Consider the following 19741-nt stretch of genomic DNA (forward strand, 5'->3'; position numbering starts at 1 on the left):
ATAAAAATAAACTTTCGAACTTCTAAAACTGTATCTTATAAACTAATTCAGCTGTAAGGTTTTCTTTGATATAGTTGGATTTAGTTTGACAGATGCATCATCTGGACAAGCTTTATATGATGAGTATAGAGAAATGAGGCAAGATTTTGACTCTCGGATATATTTTTTACAAAAAGTAAAATGGTGAGTAAAATTTTAGTAAAGTTATTGATTTTCATTCCTTAAAGGGATATAATAGAAGTAAATAAAACGATTACAAAAGGAGACTTTTATGTCAACGACTCTTTCAATTCAACAATTGCGTTCAGACTTTGCAACAATTTTCGGAGCAGAAGCAGATCACACATTTTTTTCACCGGGACGCATTAACCTGATTGGTGAGCATACAGACTACAATGGTGGTCACGTTTTTCCTGCGGCTATTTCGCTGGGAACTTACGGAGCGGCGCGCAAGCGTGACGATAATTTACTTCGTTTTTATTCAGCGAACTTTGAAGACAAAGGGATTATTGAGGTGCCTTTAGAAAATCTTCGTTTTGAAAAAGAGCATAATTGGACGAATTATCCAAAAGGGGTACTTCATTTATTGCAAAAAGCGGGGCATGTCATTGACAAAGGAATGGACGTCTATATCTTTGGGAATATTCCAAATGGTTCAGGTCTCTCTTCATCTGCCTCTTTAGAGCTATTGACAGGAATTATTGCAGAGAAATTGTTTGATTTAAAATTGGAACGTTTAGATTTAGTAAAAATTGGTAAACAAACAGAAAATGAATTTATCGGAGTTAACTCTGGTATCATGGATCAGTTTGCCATTGGTATGGGAGCGGATCAACGGGCAATTTACTTAGACACGAACACGCTCGAATACGACTTGGTACCGCTTGATCTCAAAGACAATATGGTTGTCATCATGAATACAAACAAGCGTCGTGAACTAGCAGACTCCAAGTACAATGAACGCCGTGCAGAGTGTGAAAAAGCAGTCGAGGAATTAAAGCAAAAACTCTCTATTGCAACCTTGGGTGAATTAAATGAGTGGGATTTTGATGAATACAGCTACTTAATTCAAGATGAAAATCGACTCAAACGTGCTCGTCACGCTGTATTGGAAAATCAACGGACACTTCAAGCTCAAGCTGCTTTGCAAGCTGGCAATCTGGAAAAATTCGGTCGCTTAATGAATGCGTCTCATGTCTCACTTGAACATGATTATGAAGTCACAGGATTAGAGTTAGATACCTTGGCTCATACTGCATGGGAGCAAGAAGGAGTGCTGGGCGCTCGCATGACAGGAGCAGGATTTGGCGGTTGTGCCATTGCTTTGGTTCGCAAAGATGCAGTGGAAGCTTTTCAAAAAAATGTTGGGCAAAAATATGAAGAAGTCGTAGGTTATGCACCGAGCTTCTATATTGCTGAAATCGCTGGTGGCAGCCGTGTGTTGGATTAAGCGAGCGTTTTACATAATAGTAATAAGGGCTGACGAGGATTTCAGCCCTTTCTATAAAAGAAAGGAAAATCAATGGCACGAAATTTACTGAATGCCTTTGTAACAGAGGTCATAGCAAATAGCTCTTTTACAGAAATTGACCGAATTTATTTGACAAATCGCGTCATGAGTCTGGTTGGAGAAGAGGCTGCAAAGCAAGAGACAGCAGCAACCAGCTTAATTGATCTCAAAGATGATTTACTAGAAGTTGCTTTAGCAGTTGGAAAAATCGGCTCAACTCTTGCAGAACAGGATATTCTTGGGGCAGAGTTGATGAATTTAGTCACGCCAGCACCTAGTCAGCTCAATCAGCAATTTTGGCAGACTTATGAACAAGATCCTGAACGAGCTATTGCTGATTTTTATGAGCTTAGTAAGCGCAATGATTATATCAAGGTCAAAGCCATTACTAAGAATATTGCCTATCAAACACCGACTGAATATGGTGATTTGGAGATTACAATCAACCTTTCTAAACCAGAAAAAGATCCCAAGGAAATTGCAGCAGCTAAGAAAGCCAAGACGAGCTACTATCCAGCTTGCCAGCTTTGTTTTGAAAATGAGGGGTATCAAGGGCGGCTAGATCATCCGGCGCGAGCGAATCATCGAATTATCCGCTTTGACTTAGCCGGACGAGAATGGGGCTTTCAGTATTCTCCCTATGCATATTTTAATGAGCATTGTATCTTTTTAGATAGCAAGCATACTCCTATGGCTATCAGTCGTGCTACTTTTGAACGTCTTTTGGACATTGTAGAGACTTTTCCAGGTTATTTTGCAGGCTCCAATGCGGATCTTCCTATCGTAGGAGGCTCCATTCTCACTCACGACCATTATCAAGGTGGACGACATACTTTTCCTATGGAAAAGGCAGAGCTGGACAAAACTTTCATCTTTGCAGGTTTTGAAAATGTAGAAGCTGGTATTGTCAACTGGCCCATGTCGGTTTTAAGGTTGCAATCAACTGATAAATCCGCATTGGTAGATTTGGCGGATAAAATTTTACAGAAATGGCGCAGTTACTCCGATCCGACTGTTCAGATTTTAGCTGAGTCAAATGGTGAACTACATCATACGATTACTCCAATAGCACGTCAAAAAAATGGTAAGTTTGAGTTAGATTTGGTTCTTCGGGACAATCAAACGTCAAAAGAATATCCAGATGGTATTTATCATCCGCATAAAGATGTTCAACACATCAAGAAAGAAAATATCGGCTTGATTGAGGTCATGGGCTTGGCAATTCTCCCATCTCGTTTGAAAAATGAGTTAAAAGAAGTTGAAGAATTTCTTTTGGGGCAAATAAAAGAAGTGGCTCCTTATCATCAAGTGTGGGCTGAACAGTTAAAAGCTAGCCATTCAAATATAACGGTAGAATCAGCTCAATCAATTGTGCGTGCTTCGGTCGGTCAGATTTTCAAACGTGTCTTGGAAGATGCAGGTGTTTACAAGTACACAAAAGAAGGTCAAATCGCCTTTATGCGTTTCGTTGAATCAGTTGGTCTTAAGAAATAGCGCCCTTTTTATGATATGATATAAAAAATAGGAAGGAATGGTTATGGCAATTTTAGTATTAGGAGGAGCTGGTTATATCGGCTCCCACATGGTTGATCGATTGGTTGAAGCAGGACAGGAAGAAGTCGTCGTTGTAGATAGTTTGGTCACAGGGCACCGAGCTGCGGTTCATCCAGCTGCTGTTTTTTATAAAGGGGATTTGGCAGATAAGGATTTCATGAGAAGTGTCTTTTCAAAACATCCTGATATTGATGCAGTGATTCATTTTGCAGCTTTCTCGCTGGTAGCAGAGTCTATGACAGATCCGCTTAAATATTTTGATAACAATACAGCTGGTATGATTGCGCTTCTGGAAGTCATGAATGAAGTTGGTGTTAAGAAAATTGTCTTTTCATCAACTGCTGCAACATATGGTATCCCTGAAGAAATCCCTATTTTGGAAACGACACCGCAAAAACCAATCAATCCTTATGGTGAAAGCAAACTGATGATGGAAACGATTATGAAGTGGGCAGATCAGGCTTATGGTATCAAGTTTGTGGCTTTGCGTTATTTTAATGTAGCTGGTGCCAAACCAGACGGTTCTATTGGTGAGGACCACGGACCGGAAACACATCTTTTACCAATTGTTCTTCAAGTTGCTCAAGGAAAACGAGAAAAGATTGCTATTTTCGGAGATGATTACAATACACCAGACGGTACAAATGTTCGAGATTATGTACATCCGTTCGATTTAGCAGATGCTCATAGTTTGGCAGTTGATTACCTTCGAAAGGGCAATGAGTCTTCAGCTTTTAATCTAGGCTCGTCGACTGGTTTTTCTAATCTGGCAATCGTTGAAGCAGCACGAAAGGTGACAGGACACCCCATTCCACTTGAAATCGCAGGTCGTCGTCCAGGGGATCCGGATACACTTGTTGCATCGTCTGACAAGGCACGTCAGGTCTTGGGTTGGCAACCGAAATTTGACAATATTGAGATGATTATCGAAACAGCTTGGAAATGGCATTCGATCCATCCAAATGGTTACGCTGATTGACATTGAAATCCAGCAGGAAACCTGTTGGATTTTTACTTTGTGGGAATTTTCAGTTGTAATCTTTTTATTTCAGCTATCATTTGAAAAACTATCTTCTTCATGTTACAATTAGAAGAGTAAATTAAATACATAGAGGTAATATCGTGGCTTTTGGTGATAATGGACAACGGAAAAAAACAGGATTTGAAAAATTGACTTTGATTGTAGTTGTTATCATGTTATTGGTAACGGTTGGAGCAATCTTTGCAAGTGCACTTGGTGCTTTGAGCAATTTCTAATCCTCAAACGCTTGAAAGAGCGTTTTTTTAGAGTGAAAAACGAGAGAAGAGAAAAATATGAGTATGTTTTTGGATACAGCTAAGATAAAAGTCAAGGCTGGCAATGGCGGTGATGGCATGGTAGCTTTCCGCCGTGAAAAGTATGTCCCAAATGGTGGACCTTGGGGCGGTGACGGTGGTCGTGGCGGCAATGTTGTTTTTGTCGTAGATGAAGGGCTTCGCACTTTGATGGATTTTCGCTACAATCGTCATTTTAAGGCTCAGTCTGGTGAGAAGGGAATGACCAAGGGAATGCACGGTCGTGGTGCAGAAGATTTGATTGTTCACGTACCACAAGGGACAACCGTTCGTGATGCTGAAACAGGGAAAATCCTGACAGACTTGATTGAAAATGGGCAAAAGTTCGTCGTAGCTCACGGCGGTCGTGGCGGTCGTGGCAATATTCGCTTTGCGACGCCTAAAAATCCAGCACCAGAAATTTCTGAAAATGGTGAACCGGGTCAAGAACGCGAACTCCAGTTGGAGCTGAAAATTTTGGCAGATGTTGGTTTGGTTGGATTTCCGTCTGTTGGAAAATCCACACTTTTGAGTGTCATCACTTCTGCTAAGCCGAAAATTGGCGCTTATCATTTCACAACTATTGTACCTAATCTTGGAATGGTTCGGACGCAGTCCGGTGAATCCTTTGCTGTGGCAGACCTGCCTGGCTTGATTGAAGGAGCCAGCCAAGGTGTAGGACTTGGAACACAATTTCTTCGCCATATTGAGCGAACTCGTGTCATCTTGCATGTCATTGATATGTCAGCTAGCGAAGGACGTGATCCTTACGAGGATTATCTTGCTATCAATAAGGAATTGGAATCCTACAATCTTCGCTTAATGGAGCGTCCACAGATTATTGTCGCTAATAAAATGGATATGCCTGAAAGTGCAGAGAATCTAAAAGTCTTTAAAGAAAAATTAGTAGCAAATTATGATGAATTTGATGAACTGCCACAGATTTTTCCAATTTCAAGTTTGACGAAACAAGGCTTGTCAACGCTTTTGGATGCAACTGCAGAATTGCTTGATAAAACACCTGAATTTCTGCTTTATGATGAGTCTGAAATGGAAGAGGAAGCCTATTATGGCTTTGATGAAGATGCTCCAGCTTTTGAAATTTCACGCGATGATGATGCTGCCTGGGTTTTATCTGGTGATAAGTTGGAAAAACTCTTTACCATGACGAACTTTGACCGTGAGGAGGCTGTCATGAAATTTGCACGGCAACTACGTGGTATGGGGGTAGATGAAGCATTGCGGGCGCGTGGTGCTAAGGATGGTGACTTAGTTCGCATCGGCAAGTTTGAATTTGAATTTGTAGACTAAAAAGGAGCGATTTTATGGGTGATAAACCAATATCCTTTCGTGATAAAAATGGCAATTTCGTTTCTGCAGCTGACGTTTGGAATGAAGAAAAACTCGAAAAACTTTTTAACAAACTCAATCCGAACCGAAAATTTCGCTTGGAACGTGAGAAATTAGCACAAAAGAAAAAAGAATAGGACTTGCTCATTTTTGAGCCAAGTCCTATTCTTTAATTTGTAGCAATTTCATTTAATAAGTCTTGTGCAGTCGTTGTTGGATTGACACGAACACGGTTGAGGGTTAAAAGTCCGTCATTAAGAGAAGCTAGTCCGTTGTTGGTTGTCAATCCCATTTTATAGCCGAGGCTTTCAGCAATTTGTGTCGTTGTTTCACTATAACGTCCTGAAGGATAAGCAACCGTCGTTGTATTTTGGGAGAGGTTGCTATCTAGATATTGCTTAGAAACTTGCAATTCTGTCGTTTGTGTTTCAGCATTTGCAAGGGATAAATCTGGATGATTAACGGTATGATCTTCAAAAGACATTCCCTTTTGCTTCATTTCCTTGATTTGCTCAAGCGTCAGCATATCCTCGCGTCCATTTTCGACAAAACCAGTAATGACATTATTGGTTGCCCGCATTTGGTATTTTTGAAGAAGTGGGAAAGCATTGGTGTAAAAATCTCTCAAACTATCATCAAAGGTCAACCAAACGACTTTTTTATTTTTCGGAAGGACATTTTCAGTCAAAACTTTATAGGCTTCCTTTGGCGTGAGAGTATAATAGCCAGCGTCTTTTAGAGCTTTCAAATGACTTTCAAACGTTTCAGGCGAGACAATCAAACCAGCATTTGCTGCTTCAGAAGGATCCATATTGTGAATCGCATGGTACATCAAAATAGGGAATTTAACAGGCTGATCTTGCCTTATCCATTTCACTTTGCTTACTTTTTCACTAGATCCAGATGTTTCTTTAGTAGTTGCTTGAGAAGTAGAAGATTTTCTCACTTGTGAAGTGGCAGTTCTTGTATGGTTATTAGCCAGATTTGTTCCAGAGCGTTTCCACATAAATGTTCCTGCAATCACTAGAACAACCAATAAGATGAAGCTTATAATAGCACGCCGTTGTCTCCTCTTACGAATACGATTTCGTACAGAACGATTACCAGAATGTTTTCCCATTATGTGGAACTCCTTTTACTTTTAAATCACTATGTATATTTTACCATATTTCTGACTAACCGTTCACAATTTTTTTAAAATAGATTTCTATTATTTTTATAAAAATCCTGAAGTCTGCTTACTAGAAAAAAACGAGTTTATTTGCTATAATAAAAAGAATAAAAGCTCAAGGAGTAGTCATGTCTATTAAAATTGCTTTACTTGGTTTTGGGACAGTTGCTAGTGGTGTTCCATTTTTATTGAAAGAAAATAGTGAAAAGATTGTGCAAGCAGCTCATTCAGAAATTGAAATTGCGAAAGTATTGGTAAAAGATGATGCTGAAAAAGAACGCTTGTTAGCAGCAGGAAATCATTTTAATTTTGTCACGACGATTGATGAAATTGTAAATGATAATGAAGTAACGATTGTCGTTGAATTGATGGGGCGTATTGAACCTGCAAAAACTTTCATCACTCAAGCGTTAGAAGCAGGTAAACATGTTGTCACTGCAAATAAAGACTTGCTGGCAGTTCATGGCGCTGAGTTGCTTGAGATTGCTGCAAAACACAAGGTGGCTCTTTACTATGAAGCGGCAGTAGCGGGAGGAATTCCGATTTTACGCACGCTTGTTAATTCCCTAGCTTCTGATAAAATTACGCGTATTCTCGGTGTGGTCAATGGAACGTCCAACTTCATGATGACCAAAATGGTAGAAGAAGGTTGGTCTTATGAGGCGGCACTTGCTGAAGCACAGCGACTTGGATTTGCAGAAAGTGACCCAACCAATGATGTGGACGGAATTGATGCTGCATATAAAATGGTTATTTTAAGTCAATTTGCCTTTGGAATGACGGTTAAATTTGAAGATGTCGCCCACCAAGGCATTCGCAATATTACACCAGAAGATGTAGCAGTTGCGCAGCAATTAGGCTATGTTGTCAAATTAGTTGGTTCCATTGAAGAAACGGAATCAGGTCTCGCTGCAGAAGTCACACCGACCTTTTTACCAAAAACTCATCCTCTTGCTAGTGTGAATGGCGTGATGAATGCAGTCTTTGTGGAATCTATCGGTATTGGTGAGTCAATGTATTACGGTCCAGGTGCCGGACAAAAACCCACCGCAACAAGTGTTGTTGTAGATATTATTCGGATTGTTCGACGGATTAATGAAGGAACCGTTGGAAAAGCCTTTAATGAGTTTCGGCGTGAATTAGTTCTGGCTAAACCAGAAGATAGTAAGAGCCCGTACTACTTTTCGATATTGGCACCTGATGCGAAAGGACAAGTTTTACGCTTAGCAGAAATTTTTAATGCTGAAAATGTCTCCTTTAAACAAATTCTGCAACAAGAAACAGACGGAAATACCGCACGAGTCGTAATTATTACCCATGCTGTCAATAAAATACAGCTAGAAAATGTCGCTCGAAAATTGCAGGCAACTTCTGATTTTAAATTATTGAACACCTTCAAAGTATTGGGAGAATAAAATGAAAATTATTGTACCTGCAACGAGCGCGAATATTGGTCCAGGATTTGACTCGGTTGGTGTAGCTGTCAGTAAATATCTAACCATTGAAGTTTTGGGAGAAAGCGACCGTTGGCTAATTGAGCATGATTTGGAGCGGCGTATTCCTTCAAATGAACGCAATTTATTGATTAAAGTGGCGCGCAGAATTGCTCCAGCTATTCAACCTCATCATTTAAAAATGACAAGTGATATTCCTTTAGCGCGTGGTCTGGGTTCTTCTAGTTCCGTTATTGTTGCAGGAATTGAACTTGCAAATCAATTGGCAAATTTGCAGTTGTCAAATGCTGAAAAATTGAATCTTGCGACGAAAATTGAAGGACATCCAGATAATGTAGCACCTGCTATTTATGGTAATTTGACGATTTCTAGTTATTTAAACGAGAAAGTTTCAACTGTAGTGACGGAATTTCCAGAAGTAAGCTTTATTGCCTATGTTCCAAATTATGAATTGCGTACTAAAGACAGCCGTGGCGTTCTTCCAAAAGGTTTATCTTATCGTGAAGCTGTCACTGCAAGCTCTGTAGCGAATGTGGCTATTGCCGCTTTAATGAAGGGCGATATGGTAACAGCGGGGCGTGCTATTGAGTCCGACCGTTTTCATGAGCATTTTCGCCAAGGTTTGATTAAGGAATTTCCAAAAATTAAGATGTTGGCAAAGAAAAACGGTGCGTATGCGACTTATCTATCAGGAGCAGGACCTACTGTGATGGTTCTAGCACCAAAAGACCAGTCGAATATGATAAAAGAGAAAATAGAAGAGCAACAATTTAAAGGACAAGTTTTTGAGCTTCAGGTTGATTGCCGAGGCGTTCGAGTAGAAAAATGAGAAGAGTGAAGAGGGTGGAACAGAACTAAATGAAATAAAAATTTAGTTCGTAATCTTACCCTCACAAGGTTGCTCAATAGTCTGAGCACCTATTGAGGTGGCAGATAAGGAAAACGAAGTTTTCGCTAAAAGTGTCATTCCGAGCTTGAAAAAGTGAACCGCTTGGAAAGCTCTATCTGCCACCTCAAGGCAGTACTTTGAGCAATCAGTCGCTGCATCGTTGATTTATTACATAGTATGCTTTTAGGTTGGGAATTTTTGTCCTAACCTCTTTTAATATTCTTACAAAAAATTCCCTCTTGTCTATTTATTCAAATGTATGCTATAATAAATAAAGAATATATAAAGGAGTCCGGCTATGAATAAACTTGATTTGCAGGCACTTGCGGATGAGTTAGGGTTGCAATTTGATGAGACTTCATCTGTTATTTTTGGTCAAAAAGATGGTTATACTTTCTATATTGAACAAATGAATCAAAAAAATCAATACCGTATTTGTTGTTCGGTAAAAAATGGCGAAGCGTTGCCTTCTTTGGAAGAATTTAAAGAGTTGACGAAATTTTCTAAGGCATTGAAAACCTATCAAGTTAATTTGTATAAATCAAGCTTTGATATTAAAGTAGGTATGACCAAAGGAAAAACACGTGAGCATATTCGTCAGGGATTACAAGACATTATCGCGTTCTTGAAAGAAAGAAATCTGACGAATGTTTGCGAGCAGACCGGAAAAGCAGGGCAAGTGGATGTTTATCAGGTAGGAGGAAATTTGTTGCTTCTTTCACCAGAAGCCTTTCAGGAATTAAGTTCGGATTTGTCTATCGCCAATCAAGCTTATGATCATCAAAAAGAAAGTATCTTAGCAGGTACAGTAGGGGCATTTCTGGGAAGCTTGATAGGGGGAATTGTTATCTTAGTGATTGCTCAACTTGGTTATGTAGCTGTTGTCTCAGGAATTGTCATGGGAGTTTGTACAGTAAAAGGGTACGAATTGTTAGGTAAAAAGTTGTCTAAAGTTGGTATCGCGATTAGTGTTGTTTTTATGCTTATCATGATGTTGGTTGCGCACCAATTTGACTATGCAATTCAGCTTGCAAAAGCAGAAAGAGCAGATGTTTTTACCGCTTTTACTTATCTGACAAATTATATCTTAAATGGCAATGAAGTACATATTTCTTATTGGACAAATCTTGGTTTGCTATTATTGTTCACAGGTGCTGGGGCTGTGGGAACGATTATCAGTGCTCTTTCCGCACAATCACAGAAATATCTTACAAGAAAATTAGGGTAAGTTTAAATATTTTAAGGCTTGGATTTTCATCTGAGCTTTTTTAGATTTAACTTACAAACTATTGAATATTTGCTATGGTTATTCATCAAAATATTTAGCATGTTATTTTTACTTAGTCTAATTGAATTGTCGTCTCAACTATGCTACAATCAAGCTATGATGTTCAATAAATTAACCAGAAAAAGTCGTATAGATCAATACTTAATAAAAAAAATGATTGCCTTTCGGCAAATGAGTTTCATTAAAATTACACAAGAAACATTGGTATCGCTCTTTCCTTTTTTCTTGCTAACAACGACAACAATGGTTTTGTCAGAGTCGGTTTTTTCAGTAAATGGTTATATTAACAACCTATTCAGCGTTCGCTCTTGGTTTCCTCATTTTTCAACTATTAGCTTAGTCACGACAAATTTCACCTATCTGATAGGGGGATTGGCAGGACCATTAGCGACTTATTTTAGTGCAAAATACACAGCTGGTTATTATGGTCGTAGTACGGGGACAGCTGGGATTACAGCCTTTATTTTTAGCTTATTAGTTAATTCGCGCGAATTATTTTCGGTGGTTTTAAATGACGGCGCTTTGACGAAAATCAATCTTCCTGTCAATATCAATCTAATTGTTGCGATATTGATTGGTTATGTGGTGGGACAAATTTTTCGATTTTCAAGTCCGAATGATGACCACATTGTAGATGAGCATTTTATTTATTACCCTAAAACGTTGCGCCCTATCTTTTGCTCGTTTGCTCTGGCTGTCTTGGTTAGTTTTCTCATTAATCTGGGCAATCGACACAATGTTTTTTCAACAATTGCAAATTTTTTGTCAGGCTTAATTGTCAATAGAAACAATATCTTTGTCATTGAAATGAATACTGCCTTACGGACTTTTAGTGCTTGGATTGGAAATAGTAATTCATTTAATGACCTGCCGTTTGTCAATGACTCCTCTGCCTTGGATAATCTCAATTATGCTTTGAAACATCATACTACAACAGGGGTACCTTATCTCTTTTCAACGACCAATCTGTATGATGCTTATGGAACGTTTTCAGGTCTGGGCGGAGTTTTAGCTCTTCTCGTAGCTATTCTCTGGAAATCTCGAAGTGACAAAGACCGAGATGTGAGTTTGAAAAGTATTTTTCCTTCACTTTTCAACCATGGTGTAGCCTTTATGGTTGGGATTCCTATATTTTTCAACTTTCTATTTTTAATCCCTTTTATCCTCGTACCCATGCTGAATGTCTTTGTAGCTAGTATTTTTCTATATTTTAGAATAATGCCTCCGGCTGTTTATCCAGTTCCTAGCGGAACGCCAAGTGTACTCTATGCTTTTATTGGGACAGGTGGAAGTTTGCGAGCATTAGCAGTAGGAATTTTCATTTTTATTATTGATGTTCTCCTTTATATCCCCTTTGTGAGATTTAATGACCGGATTCATGAGGAACTCAGACAAATGGATCAGAAAGGAGGCGAACATGACTAAAAAGGTAAAAATAGTGCTACTAATTGTTCTAATTTTTTTGATAGGACTAGCAGTTCCCTCTTATAGTTGGACGAGAAAAAATATTGATCAAATTGCTAAATTTTATAATGCTCGGATGTCGCCAATCATTATGATACCAGGTAGTTCTGCTACGGAAAACCGCTTTGATGGCTTGGTTCAAAAGCTCAATCAAAGACGTCGCGGCGTGAAGCATAGCTTGCTCAAAGTTAAGGTCTGGAATGACGGACGAATTACATATAGCGGATCTATCGCAGCGAATGATAATGAGCCAATTATTGTGATTGGTTTTGAAAATAATAAAGATGGCTATAGTAACATCAAAAAACAAGCCAAAATGGTTGACACTGCCTTTGAAAATCTCCAAGGAAAATACAATTTCAATAATTTTAAGGGCTTGGGTCACTCAAACGGTGGTTTAATTTACACAGCTTTTATTGAAAATTACCTCGGCAGCTATGATGTGGAATTGAAGAAGTTGATGACAATCGGGACGCCTTATAACTTTACTGAAACCAATATCAACAATAAAACTGAGATGTTAGCTGATTTCATTAAAAATCGTGAAAATATTCCGACCACTTTAGCTATGTATTCTGTTGCAGGAACCATTACTTATGATTCAGACGAATTGGTACCAGATACGAGCGTGAGTGCAGGGAAATATATTTATCAAGGACAAGCGGCGCACTATACTGAAACCACAGTCACAGGTGCGGATGCCCAGCACTCGGACTTGCCAACCAATGATGAGGTTGTCTTCTTAGTTCAAGAGCGCCTTGTAGATAGACAAAACCAGCGAAATCAAAGAAATTGAGAAGGAGTAGGACAGACGCCTAGGGCTGCTGACACAATCATGGTCATCTATCCTAATCTCCTCTTTTTGTTGTTATAAATTATGAATCGGACGATAATTGCTATTCATTTTTTGCATACCACTCTGCAATTTTGCTATTGTACTTTTTCTGAAAAGAGCGTTATACTTATGATAAAAATTGCGAAAAGAGGAAATCACATGCAAAATATAATCTTAAACAACGGTGTCGAAATTCCAATTTTAGGTTTTGAAGTGTACTAAATTGCTCCCAAAGATACCAAGAGTGCTGTGCTAAATGCTATCAAGGCAGGTTATCGTCATTTTGATACTGCTCAAGCCTATGCCAATGAAAAGGAAGTAGGCGAGGCGATTCGAGAGTCTGGGATTGACCGCAAAGAGTTTTTCATCACTAGTAAAGTCTGGTTATCCAACTATGGATACGACAAGGCTTATGCCTCGGTTTTAGAATCTCTTGGCAGAATGGAGTTAGATTATCTGGATCTTATGTTGCTCCACCAACCTTTTGGTGACTATTATGGTACCTACCGTGCTTTGGAAAAACTTTACAAAGAAGGAAAACTTCGAGCGATTGGTGTGTCTAATTTTTATCCAGATTGTCTCAGCGACATTGTAGCTTTCAATGAGATTACACCACAAGTCAATCAAGTGGAAACTCACCCACTGAATCAACAGATATTCGCACAAGAAAATATGATAAAAAATAAGGTACAAATTGAATCTTGGGCTACTTTTGCAGAAGGTCGTGGTGACATTTTCAACAATCCAATTCTCAAAAGTATTGCTGATAAACATGGTAAATCCACTGCACAAGTCATGGTTCGCTGGCAAGTTCAACGGGGAATTGTTTGCTTGACTAAGTCTTCACGTTTTGAGCGAATGAAGGAAAATATTGATGTTTTTGACTTTGAACTCAGTGCAGAAGATATGACAAAGATTGCAAGTATGGACACCCAAACCAGCCTTTTCTTTAATCATCAAGAAGCCAGCACAGTAGATCTCTTTTTAGGATTTCTGGGGAGAAAATGAGAACAGGATTTTCGTTTGATTTCAGAAAATAACTATGTTACTTTTTATTCAGATAATATTTTAATAACAATTGGGTATAATTACTTGATTTTCGTTTGAAAAAGATTATTATATATGTAAGTAATCGGATGTAAAGAATGCTTTATTATAATTTTTGAAAGGTTATCTAATGTTAACTCCAAAATTTAGTCTATTTGTTCTTGCTAGCTATTTTATCTTACCAATTATTGCATTGTTATTTCCAAACAAATATGTTAAATTAATCGTATTTGTGATATTTCTATTAGAAAATATTTTGGTGATAGGTCTGTATATAAAGGGCAAGTATTTTAACCAATCATCTTATTTTACAATACAATAGTAACAATAGTACCAAGAAAAAGCCTAACTTTTTATTTTGATTGAGTTGGGCTTTTTCATCTTATTCAGTTTTAATATTAGAACGATATTGAGTTGATTAATAATCTTATTTTATAGTGAATATATCTTGTTTTTTTCATGAGTATGGACTATTTAGTTTTCACCAACTCCTGTAAAATAGCTTTGTTCTTCTTCGAAACGGAAATGTAGAAAGTCTTGGTAGCTTCTTTGTCCGAGATAGGAATCTGGATACGTTGGCTATTCACAGTGGATTCTTCAGTGTTTTGTTGAGTAATATTGGTAGAAAAAGTTGGTAATGCAGAAGCATTTACTAAATCAACAAAGGCTGCCCGATCTTTTTGAACAATAAACTTTGTTTGCGTCAGTTGATTGACTAATGGCTGCTAAATGCCTAGATTCGAGCGCAGCAGCATAGTCAAATTAGCAATTCTGCAAGTTTTATCTCTTTTCGTGTGGCATACGGGTGAGTCAAAGGAACGGATAAGTAAAGTTGCTCCATGAAAAGCTCCATGGAAAGAATATGCTCTTTTTGATAGGATAGTCCGTTACAATGAAGTGAACGTTTTCGTCATCCAGAGCTTTTTCCAATTCGTCATTCGTCTTTTGCTCAATTTGAATGTGTTGCTCCAAGCCTTTTTTTATACGACTTTCCAGTTCAAAGATGGCTTCCGGTGCATTAACACCACCAAAAATAGTATTTTCTTTTAATGCAAAATGTTGTACATCATCGAGAAACTTTTGTTTTTGTTTCAGAAATTTTTTGGTTAGTTTAACTGTTTGATGACCGGTTTCCGTGAAACCTAATTTATTTTTTCTTCGCTCAAAAAAAATAACTCCCAATTCATCTTCCAGCATTTGCATATTTCGAGTTAAGGATGGCTGAGAGATGAGTAGGACTTCGGCTGCTTTAGACAAGGTTCCCTCCTGTGAGAAAACAATGAGTTGCTCCAAGTGTTGTAAATTCAGCATGATGTCTCCTTTTTGATCAATGAGTTGGACAGCTTTGACTATAGGTAAAATGAATACCAGTATCATCTATCGTTATTGTACAATTTTTCATTTATCTTGTAAAATGAGAGCAGAGAGCAGCACAAGTCGTTCAAAACTATTTTTTAAAAGCTCTTGACAAATCTATTTATCTATCTTATACTTAATACAATTAATACAACTTTAATCATGTCCCGTGAGGCATAAAAGTAATCGTTAAAATGGATTAGTATGCTAATCTACTATTTTACTGTAAACTTTTGGCTCAGGACTTCCTGAGCTTTTTGATTTTTAGGGCTGTATTCAATTAATAAATGTAGTCTGTGAGCTACGATTAAGGAGAATGTGCATGTCTTTAGACAAAAATAATAAGCGAGCATTAGTTGCTGCGATTGTTGCATCAGGAACAGACGACTTAAATGTCATGTTCTTAGCTTTTTCGATGTCGTCTATCATTTCAGAATTGGGCGTTACAGGAGCCCAAGGGGGCTGGATTGCGACGATTACCAATCTAGGAATGTTGGTTGGTGGTTTGCTCTTTGGCATACTGGCTGACCGTTATCACAAGTTCAAAGTCTTTAAATGGACGATTGTTATTTTTTCATTGGCGACAGGACTGATTTACTTTACACAAAATATTTATTATCTCTATCTCATGCGTTTCATTGCTGGGATAGGTGTTGGCGGAGAGTATGGAGTTGCCATTGCGATTATGGCAGGAATTGTTCCTGTTGGAAAAATGGGACGTATTTCATCTCTGAACGGAATTGCAGGGCAAGTTGGTTCTATTACTTCAGCACTTTTAGCAGGTTGGTTAGCGCCGGCACTTGGCTGGAAAGGCCTTTTCCTCTTTGGACTTGCGCCTATTGCCTTGGTTTTGTGGATGATGTTAGCGATTGATGATGATCATATCCGAGATAATGGCAATGTGACATTAAAAGCAGAAGGGCGCCAGTCTGTTAAAATGAGCGAATTGTTTAAAACACCAGCTCTAACAGCTCAGACGGTAGCACTAATGGTCATGACGACGGTACAAATTGCTGGGTATTTTGGGATGATGAACTGGCTTCCAACCATTATCCAAACAAGCCTGCATATTTCTGTAAAAGATTCCTCACTTTGGATGGTCTCAACGATTTTGGGAATGTGTCTGGGAATGCTCACTTTCGGTCAAATCCTTGATAAATGGGGACCAAGATTTGTTTATTCAATCTTTCTTTTAGCTTCTTCTATGTGTGTTTACCTCTTCCAATTCGCCAATTCAATGCCAGCCATGATTGTCGGTGGTGCGATTGTTGGTTTCTTTGTAAATGGAATGTTTGCGGGTTATGGCGCGATGATTACGAGATTGTATCCAGCTCACATTCGCTCCACGGCTAATAATGTCATCTTAAATGTCGGACGAGCAATTGGAGGCTTCTCATCTGTAATTATTGGGAAAATTTTAGATGTTTCAAGTGTCTCAATGGTAATGATTTTCCTAGCAAGCCTTTATTTGATTAGCTTTGCTGCCTTGTGGACGATTAGGAACTTAAAAGCAGAACGTTACTCACAATTAGGAGAAGAATTAGTCGTAAAAGAAGCGTAATATACCAAGTTTTAATGAAAGTCTGTTCATTTGAATGACAGGCTTTTTGCATTTCATGATATAATGAAATCAGGCAAGTATAGGAGGAAATGGGATGAATTTTAAACAGCTGTCGTATTTTCAGGATATTGTTCGTACAGGAGTTTTACAGAAGCAGCAGAAGAAAATTTTATTTCGCAATCAGCCATGTCCCAGCAGATGAAATCATTAGAAGAGGAACTTGGTGTGACCCTTTTTGAGCGCAAGAATCGCGGATTTCATTTAACGAGAGCTGAGAAATTTTTTATCAAAAAAGTCAACGGTTGCTAGAAGATTATAATGGCTTGGTAGCTGATACACAAGTTTTGACAGGAACACAGCCAGTTTCCATGCGGATAGGTCTATTGTGGGGAATGACAGAAAGCGTACTGCCCCAGATTTTAGCTGAATTCAAAGAGCGTTTTCCAAGTGTTCAGTTGGAGATCATGGTAGGAAGTCATGAAGAGATTGGCACGGCACTGCGCCAGCAAAAGTTGGATATGACCATTAGCGACCAGCGAAAAGCATTTTCTGGCAATTATGCGAATATTTGCTTAACTTCTTTCCCGCTTTATATCAGAGTTGGACATACTCATCCTTTATCCCAATCAAAATCTGTTCAGATGAAAGACTTGCAGGTCTATCCAGCTTTGTTATTAGCTGTGAAAGGACAGGAAAAGATAGAATCTGATTATTATCGTGACAATCTTGGTTTTCAGTCGGAATTTAATTTTGCTTATTCTCCAGAAGAAGCAGCATTGCAACTCATGGTTTCTACTGCTTATTTTACTTTTGAAAAAATGACTACTAAGGCAACTTCAAACCTTTATTGCGAATATTGCGAATTTCCTCTTTTGCAGAATCAGCAACCGATAGAGCGAGACTATTTTCTTTTTTATCATTTGGAGCATGCTCATCCTTACACAGAAGATTTTTTAGAAATTGCTAAACGTTATTTCAGATAAGTTTTTCTTATCTGATTTTTCTTGTAATTCAAATTGATTTGTCAAAAGCAAAGCCGTACAATAAGAAATGTAAAGAAGAAAGTGAGGAAATATCATGGATATTGATAATAAAGTCTCTTTTCCGGATTTGCTAGGCTTATCTGAAACGGATCCAGAATTTGTTGCACTTTTTAAGCAATTCGCTTTTCAGGAAGTGCCGAAAGACCTCCCCTTCTCATTAGATGAAAGAAGATATTACTTAGCCACTTTAGCTGTTTTAGTTGGCAGTCAAGGGCTTGAAGCCTATAAAGAGATTCTTCCCGTTGCTTTGGACAATGGGGTGAAAGCCGTGGAAGTCAAAGAATTGCTGTATCAAGCGGTTGCTTATCTAGGTCTTAGTCGGGTTTATGCCTTTTTCGCACCTACGAATACGATTTTTACCAATCAAGGAACTTCTCTTCCTTTGGCTAGTCAAAAAAATACGAAAAATCAAACTCGCTTAGAAGCTGGTGAAGAAGCTCAGATTGCAATTTTTGGCGACCAGATGAAGGGTTTTGCGACAAAGGGAGAGCCGGATGTACGCCATATCAACAAATGGTTAGTCGATAATTGTTTCGGTGATTACTATACTCGCTCTAGCCTTGATTATGCTGAGCGTGAATTATTGACATTCTGTTATCTTTATTCTCAAGGGGGCTGTGAACCGCAGTTGAAGGGACATATTGCAGCCAATCTTTGCTTGGGAAATGATAAAACGTTGTTAATTGCAGTCATCTTTGCCTGTATCCCTTATATCGGTTATCCGCGTACTCTCAATGCGCTTAGTTGTATCAACGAAGTTGCAAATGCACAACAGTAAATTTATCACAAAGGAAGTAGAAAAATGAAATATCAAACAAAAGAAGCCTTTGATAAGGCAAATCATTTCGGACTTGGTGCATCAAATGATGCTTATGCTCAATACTTTATCGGTCAATCGTATCTAAATGCCCTCGGTGCAACAAAAGATGGTGTAATCGCTCTTCATAATGTTACTTTTGAGCCTGGCTGTCGAAATAATTGGCATATTCACCATGCTAGCAAGGGTGGTGGACAAATTTTGATTTGTACGGCTGGTGAAGGTTGGTACCAAGAAGAAGGAAAAGAAGCCGTTAGTTTATCTGAAGGCTCTGTGGTTGTTATTCCAGCTAATGTAAAACATTGGCATGGTGCGAAAAAAGATTCTTGGTTCAGTCATATAGCGCTTGGTGTTCATGGGGAAGATTTGTCAAATGAATGGTGTGAAGCCGTTTCAGACGAGGAATATAATCAATTAAAAGATTAGAAAGTTACTGTTAGCATGAAAAAAGTTCTTATTTTAGGAGCCAATGGGCAAATTGCTCGTTTGGTGATTCCAAGATTATTACAGGAAACAGATGTACATTTGACGCTTTATTTGCGAAAAAGTGCTCGTTTACAGTCACTTGAAAGTGAGCGAGTGGATGTTCTTGAAGGGGATGTCAATGATTTTGCAGCCTTGACAAGAGCCATGAAAGGTCAAGATATTGTCTACGCCAATCTCGGTGGACAGTTTGAGCCTATGGTAGCAAATATTGTTAAAGCAATGGAAGAAAATCAAGTTTCTCGTTTGACTTATTTGTCTAACAATGATTTTGCTAAGGTGGGAGAATTAACAGAAAAAGGGGAGTTTTACAAGGGAACAATCATTTCAAGAGTAAGTATTGCGGATTTGATTGTTCGTATCATAAAAGAACCGTCTTTACACAGTTATGCTAGTCTAGGCATTTCAAAGCCAAGAACAGACGGCGATAGACCTATGTATTAAAGAAAATAGCATAAACCTATGGTAAGAAAGTTTGTGCTATTTTTAATTGCATGATTTTATTCCATTTTAAATGATAGGATAACAGTTTATCGCTACACAGAGAAATGAAAATGCTAGAAAAACTCCCAACGCGATACAATAAAGGTGTTCAAGCCTATTGT

General features: G+C 38.4%; 20 protein-coding genes. 18 read left to right on the plus strand and 2 right to left on the minus strand.

Annotated features, from left to right (window positions below; all coding sequences use genetic code 11):
- The first annotated feature begins 271 nt into the window (after nucleotides 1–271).
- The 6 genes from EL079_RS02315 (at nucleotide 272) to EL079_RS02340 (ending at nucleotide 5865) form a co-directional block, all read left to right on the plus strand.
- A complete protein-coding gene (locus EL079_RS02315) occupies nucleotides 272–1450 on the plus strand; it encodes a galactokinase (RefSeq protein ID WP_004224880.1) in 1179 nt (392 codons plus the stop codon).
- Between the two features lie 72 nt (nucleotides 1451–1522).
- The gene (gene galT / locus EL079_RS02320) at nucleotides 1523–3004 is read left to right on the plus strand and encodes a UDP-glucose--hexose-1-phosphate uridylyltransferase (RefSeq protein ID WP_004224874.1); all 1482 of its coding nucleotides are present in this window, start codon (nucleotides 1523–1525) and stop codon (nucleotides 3002–3004) included.
- A gap of 43 nt (nucleotides 3005–3047) precedes the next feature.
- Nucleotides 3048–4043, plus strand: coding sequence for a UDP-glucose 4-epimerase GalE (gene galE, locus EL079_RS02325; RefSeq protein ID WP_003033068.1), 996 nt, complete (start codon nucleotides 3048–3050; stop codon nucleotides 4041–4043).
- A 143-nt stretch (nucleotides 4044–4186) separates the two neighbouring features.
- A complete protein-coding gene (locus EL079_RS02330) occupies nucleotides 4187–4321 on the plus strand; it encodes a DUF4044 domain-containing protein (protein WP_003024272.1) in 135 nt (44 codons plus the stop codon).
- A 57-nt stretch (nucleotides 4322–4378) separates the two neighbouring features.
- The gene (gene obgE, locus EL079_RS02335; protein ID WP_004224904.1) at nucleotides 4379–5689 is read left to right on the plus strand and encodes a GTPase ObgE; all 1311 of its coding nucleotides are present in this window, start codon (nucleotides 4379–4381) and stop codon (nucleotides 5687–5689) included.
- A gap of 14 nt (nucleotides 5690–5703) precedes the next feature.
- Nucleotides 5704–5865, plus strand: coding sequence for a hypothetical protein (locus tag EL079_RS02340; RefSeq protein ID WP_003033070.1), 162 nt, complete (start codon nucleotides 5704–5706; stop codon nucleotides 5863–5865).
- Between the two features lie 32 nt (nucleotides 5866–5897).
- Here EL079_RS02340 and EL079_RS02345 read toward each other — a convergent pair whose 3' ends face one another.
- Nucleotides 5898–6848 carry a polysaccharide deacetylase family protein gene (locus tag EL079_RS02345; RefSeq protein WP_004224910.1) on the minus strand — a complete coding sequence of 317 codons (951 nt, stop codon included), beginning with the start codon at nucleotides 6846–6848 and terminating at the stop codon, nucleotides 5898–5900.
- Between the two features lie 179 nt (nucleotides 6849–7027).
- Here EL079_RS02345 and EL079_RS02350 point away from each other — a divergent pair, with 179 nt between their 5' ends.
- The 6 genes from EL079_RS02350 to EL079_RS02375 all read left to right on the plus strand — a co-directional run bounded on the left by EL079_RS02350 (nucleotide 7028) and on the right by EL079_RS02375 (nucleotide 13837).
- Nucleotides 7028–8314: a homoserine dehydrogenase gene (locus EL079_RS02350; RefSeq protein WP_004224861.1), complete on the plus strand. Its 1287-nt coding sequence runs from the start codon at nucleotides 7028–7030 to the stop codon at nucleotides 8312–8314.
- Nucleotide 8315: 1 nt separating this feature from the next.
- Nucleotides 8316–9182, plus strand: a complete 867-nt coding sequence (thrB, locus tag EL079_RS02355; protein ID WP_004224872.1) for a homoserine kinase — start codon at nucleotides 8316–8318, stop codon at nucleotides 9180–9182.
- 358 nt (nucleotides 9183–9540) lie between these two features.
- Entirely contained in the window at nucleotides 9541–10470 is a 930-nt protein-coding gene (locus EL079_RS02360) for a hypothetical protein (RefSeq protein WP_004224878.1), read from the plus strand.
- A gap of 156 nt (nucleotides 10471–10626) precedes the next feature.
- Nucleotides 10627–11955, plus strand: coding sequence for a PTS sugar transporter subunit IIC (locus EL079_RS02365; RefSeq protein ID WP_022524370.1), 1329 nt, complete (start codon nucleotides 10627–10629; stop codon nucleotides 11953–11955).
- On the plus strand, nucleotides 11948–12790 hold the full coding sequence (locus EL079_RS02370) for an alpha/beta hydrolase (RefSeq protein ID WP_003036768.1): 843 nt from the start codon (nucleotides 11948–11950) through the stop codon (nucleotides 12788–12790). The genes EL079_RS02365 and EL079_RS02370 overlap by 8 nt, the downstream gene beginning before the upstream one ends.
- Nucleotides 12791–13051: 261 nt before the next feature.
- Nucleotides 13052–13837, plus strand: a complete 786-nt coding sequence (locus EL079_RS02375; protein ID WP_223349566.1) for an aldo/keto reductase — start codon at nucleotides 13052–13054, stop codon at nucleotides 13835–13837.
- Between the two features lie 849 nt (nucleotides 13838–14686).
- On the opposite strand, the gene EL079_RS09770 is transcribed toward EL079_RS02375, so the two are convergent.
- Nucleotides 14687–15187 carry a LysR family transcriptional regulator gene (locus EL079_RS09770; RefSeq protein ID WP_022524369.1) on the minus strand — a complete coding sequence of 167 codons (501 nt, stop codon included), beginning with the start codon at nucleotides 15185–15187 and terminating at the stop codon, nucleotides 14687–14689.
- 367 nt (nucleotides 15188–15554) lie between these two features.
- Here EL079_RS09770 and EL079_RS02390 point away from each other — a divergent pair, with 367 nt between their 5' ends.
- From EL079_RS02390 to EL079_RS02410, 6 genes are all read left to right on the plus strand, one after another.
- Entirely contained in the window at nucleotides 15555–16793 is a 1239-nt protein-coding gene (locus tag EL079_RS02390; RefSeq protein ID WP_004224860.1) for an MFS transporter, read from the plus strand.
- Nucleotides 16794–16979: 186 nt separating this feature from the next.
- Complete coding sequence (locus EL079_RS09775) at nucleotides 16980–17102, plus strand: LysR family transcriptional regulator (RefSeq protein WP_003033067.1); 123 nt, start codon at nucleotides 16980–16982, stop codon at nucleotides 17100–17102.
- Nucleotides 17096–17776: a LysR substrate-binding domain-containing protein gene (locus tag EL079_RS02395; RefSeq protein WP_022524368.1), complete on the plus strand. Its 681-nt coding sequence runs from the start codon at nucleotides 17096–17098 to the stop codon at nucleotides 17774–17776. The genes EL079_RS09775 and EL079_RS02395 overlap by 7 nt, the downstream gene beginning before the upstream one ends.
- Before the next feature lie 94 nt (nucleotides 17777–17870).
- Complete coding sequence (locus EL079_RS02400) at nucleotides 17871–18614, plus strand: carboxymuconolactone decarboxylase family protein (RefSeq protein ID WP_004224918.1); 744 nt, start codon at nucleotides 17871–17873, stop codon at nucleotides 18612–18614.
- Nucleotides 18615–18638: 24 nt separating this feature from the next.
- Nucleotides 18639–19079, plus strand: a complete 441-nt coding sequence (locus EL079_RS02405) for a cupin domain-containing protein (RefSeq protein WP_004224913.1) — start codon at nucleotides 18639–18641, stop codon at nucleotides 19077–19079.
- A gap of 15 nt (nucleotides 19080–19094) precedes the next feature.
- Nucleotides 19095–19580 carry an NAD(P)H-binding protein gene (locus tag EL079_RS02410; RefSeq protein WP_004224915.1) on the plus strand — a complete coding sequence of 162 codons (486 nt, stop codon included), beginning with the start codon at nucleotides 19095–19097 and terminating at the stop codon, nucleotides 19578–19580.
- The last annotated feature ends 161 nt before the right edge of the window (nucleotides 19581–19741 follow it).

The organism is Streptococcus anginosus, assembly GCF_900636475.1.
GTDB classification, from domain to species: domain Bacteria; phylum Bacillota; class Bacilli; order Lactobacillales; family Streptococcaceae; genus Streptococcus; species Streptococcus anginosus.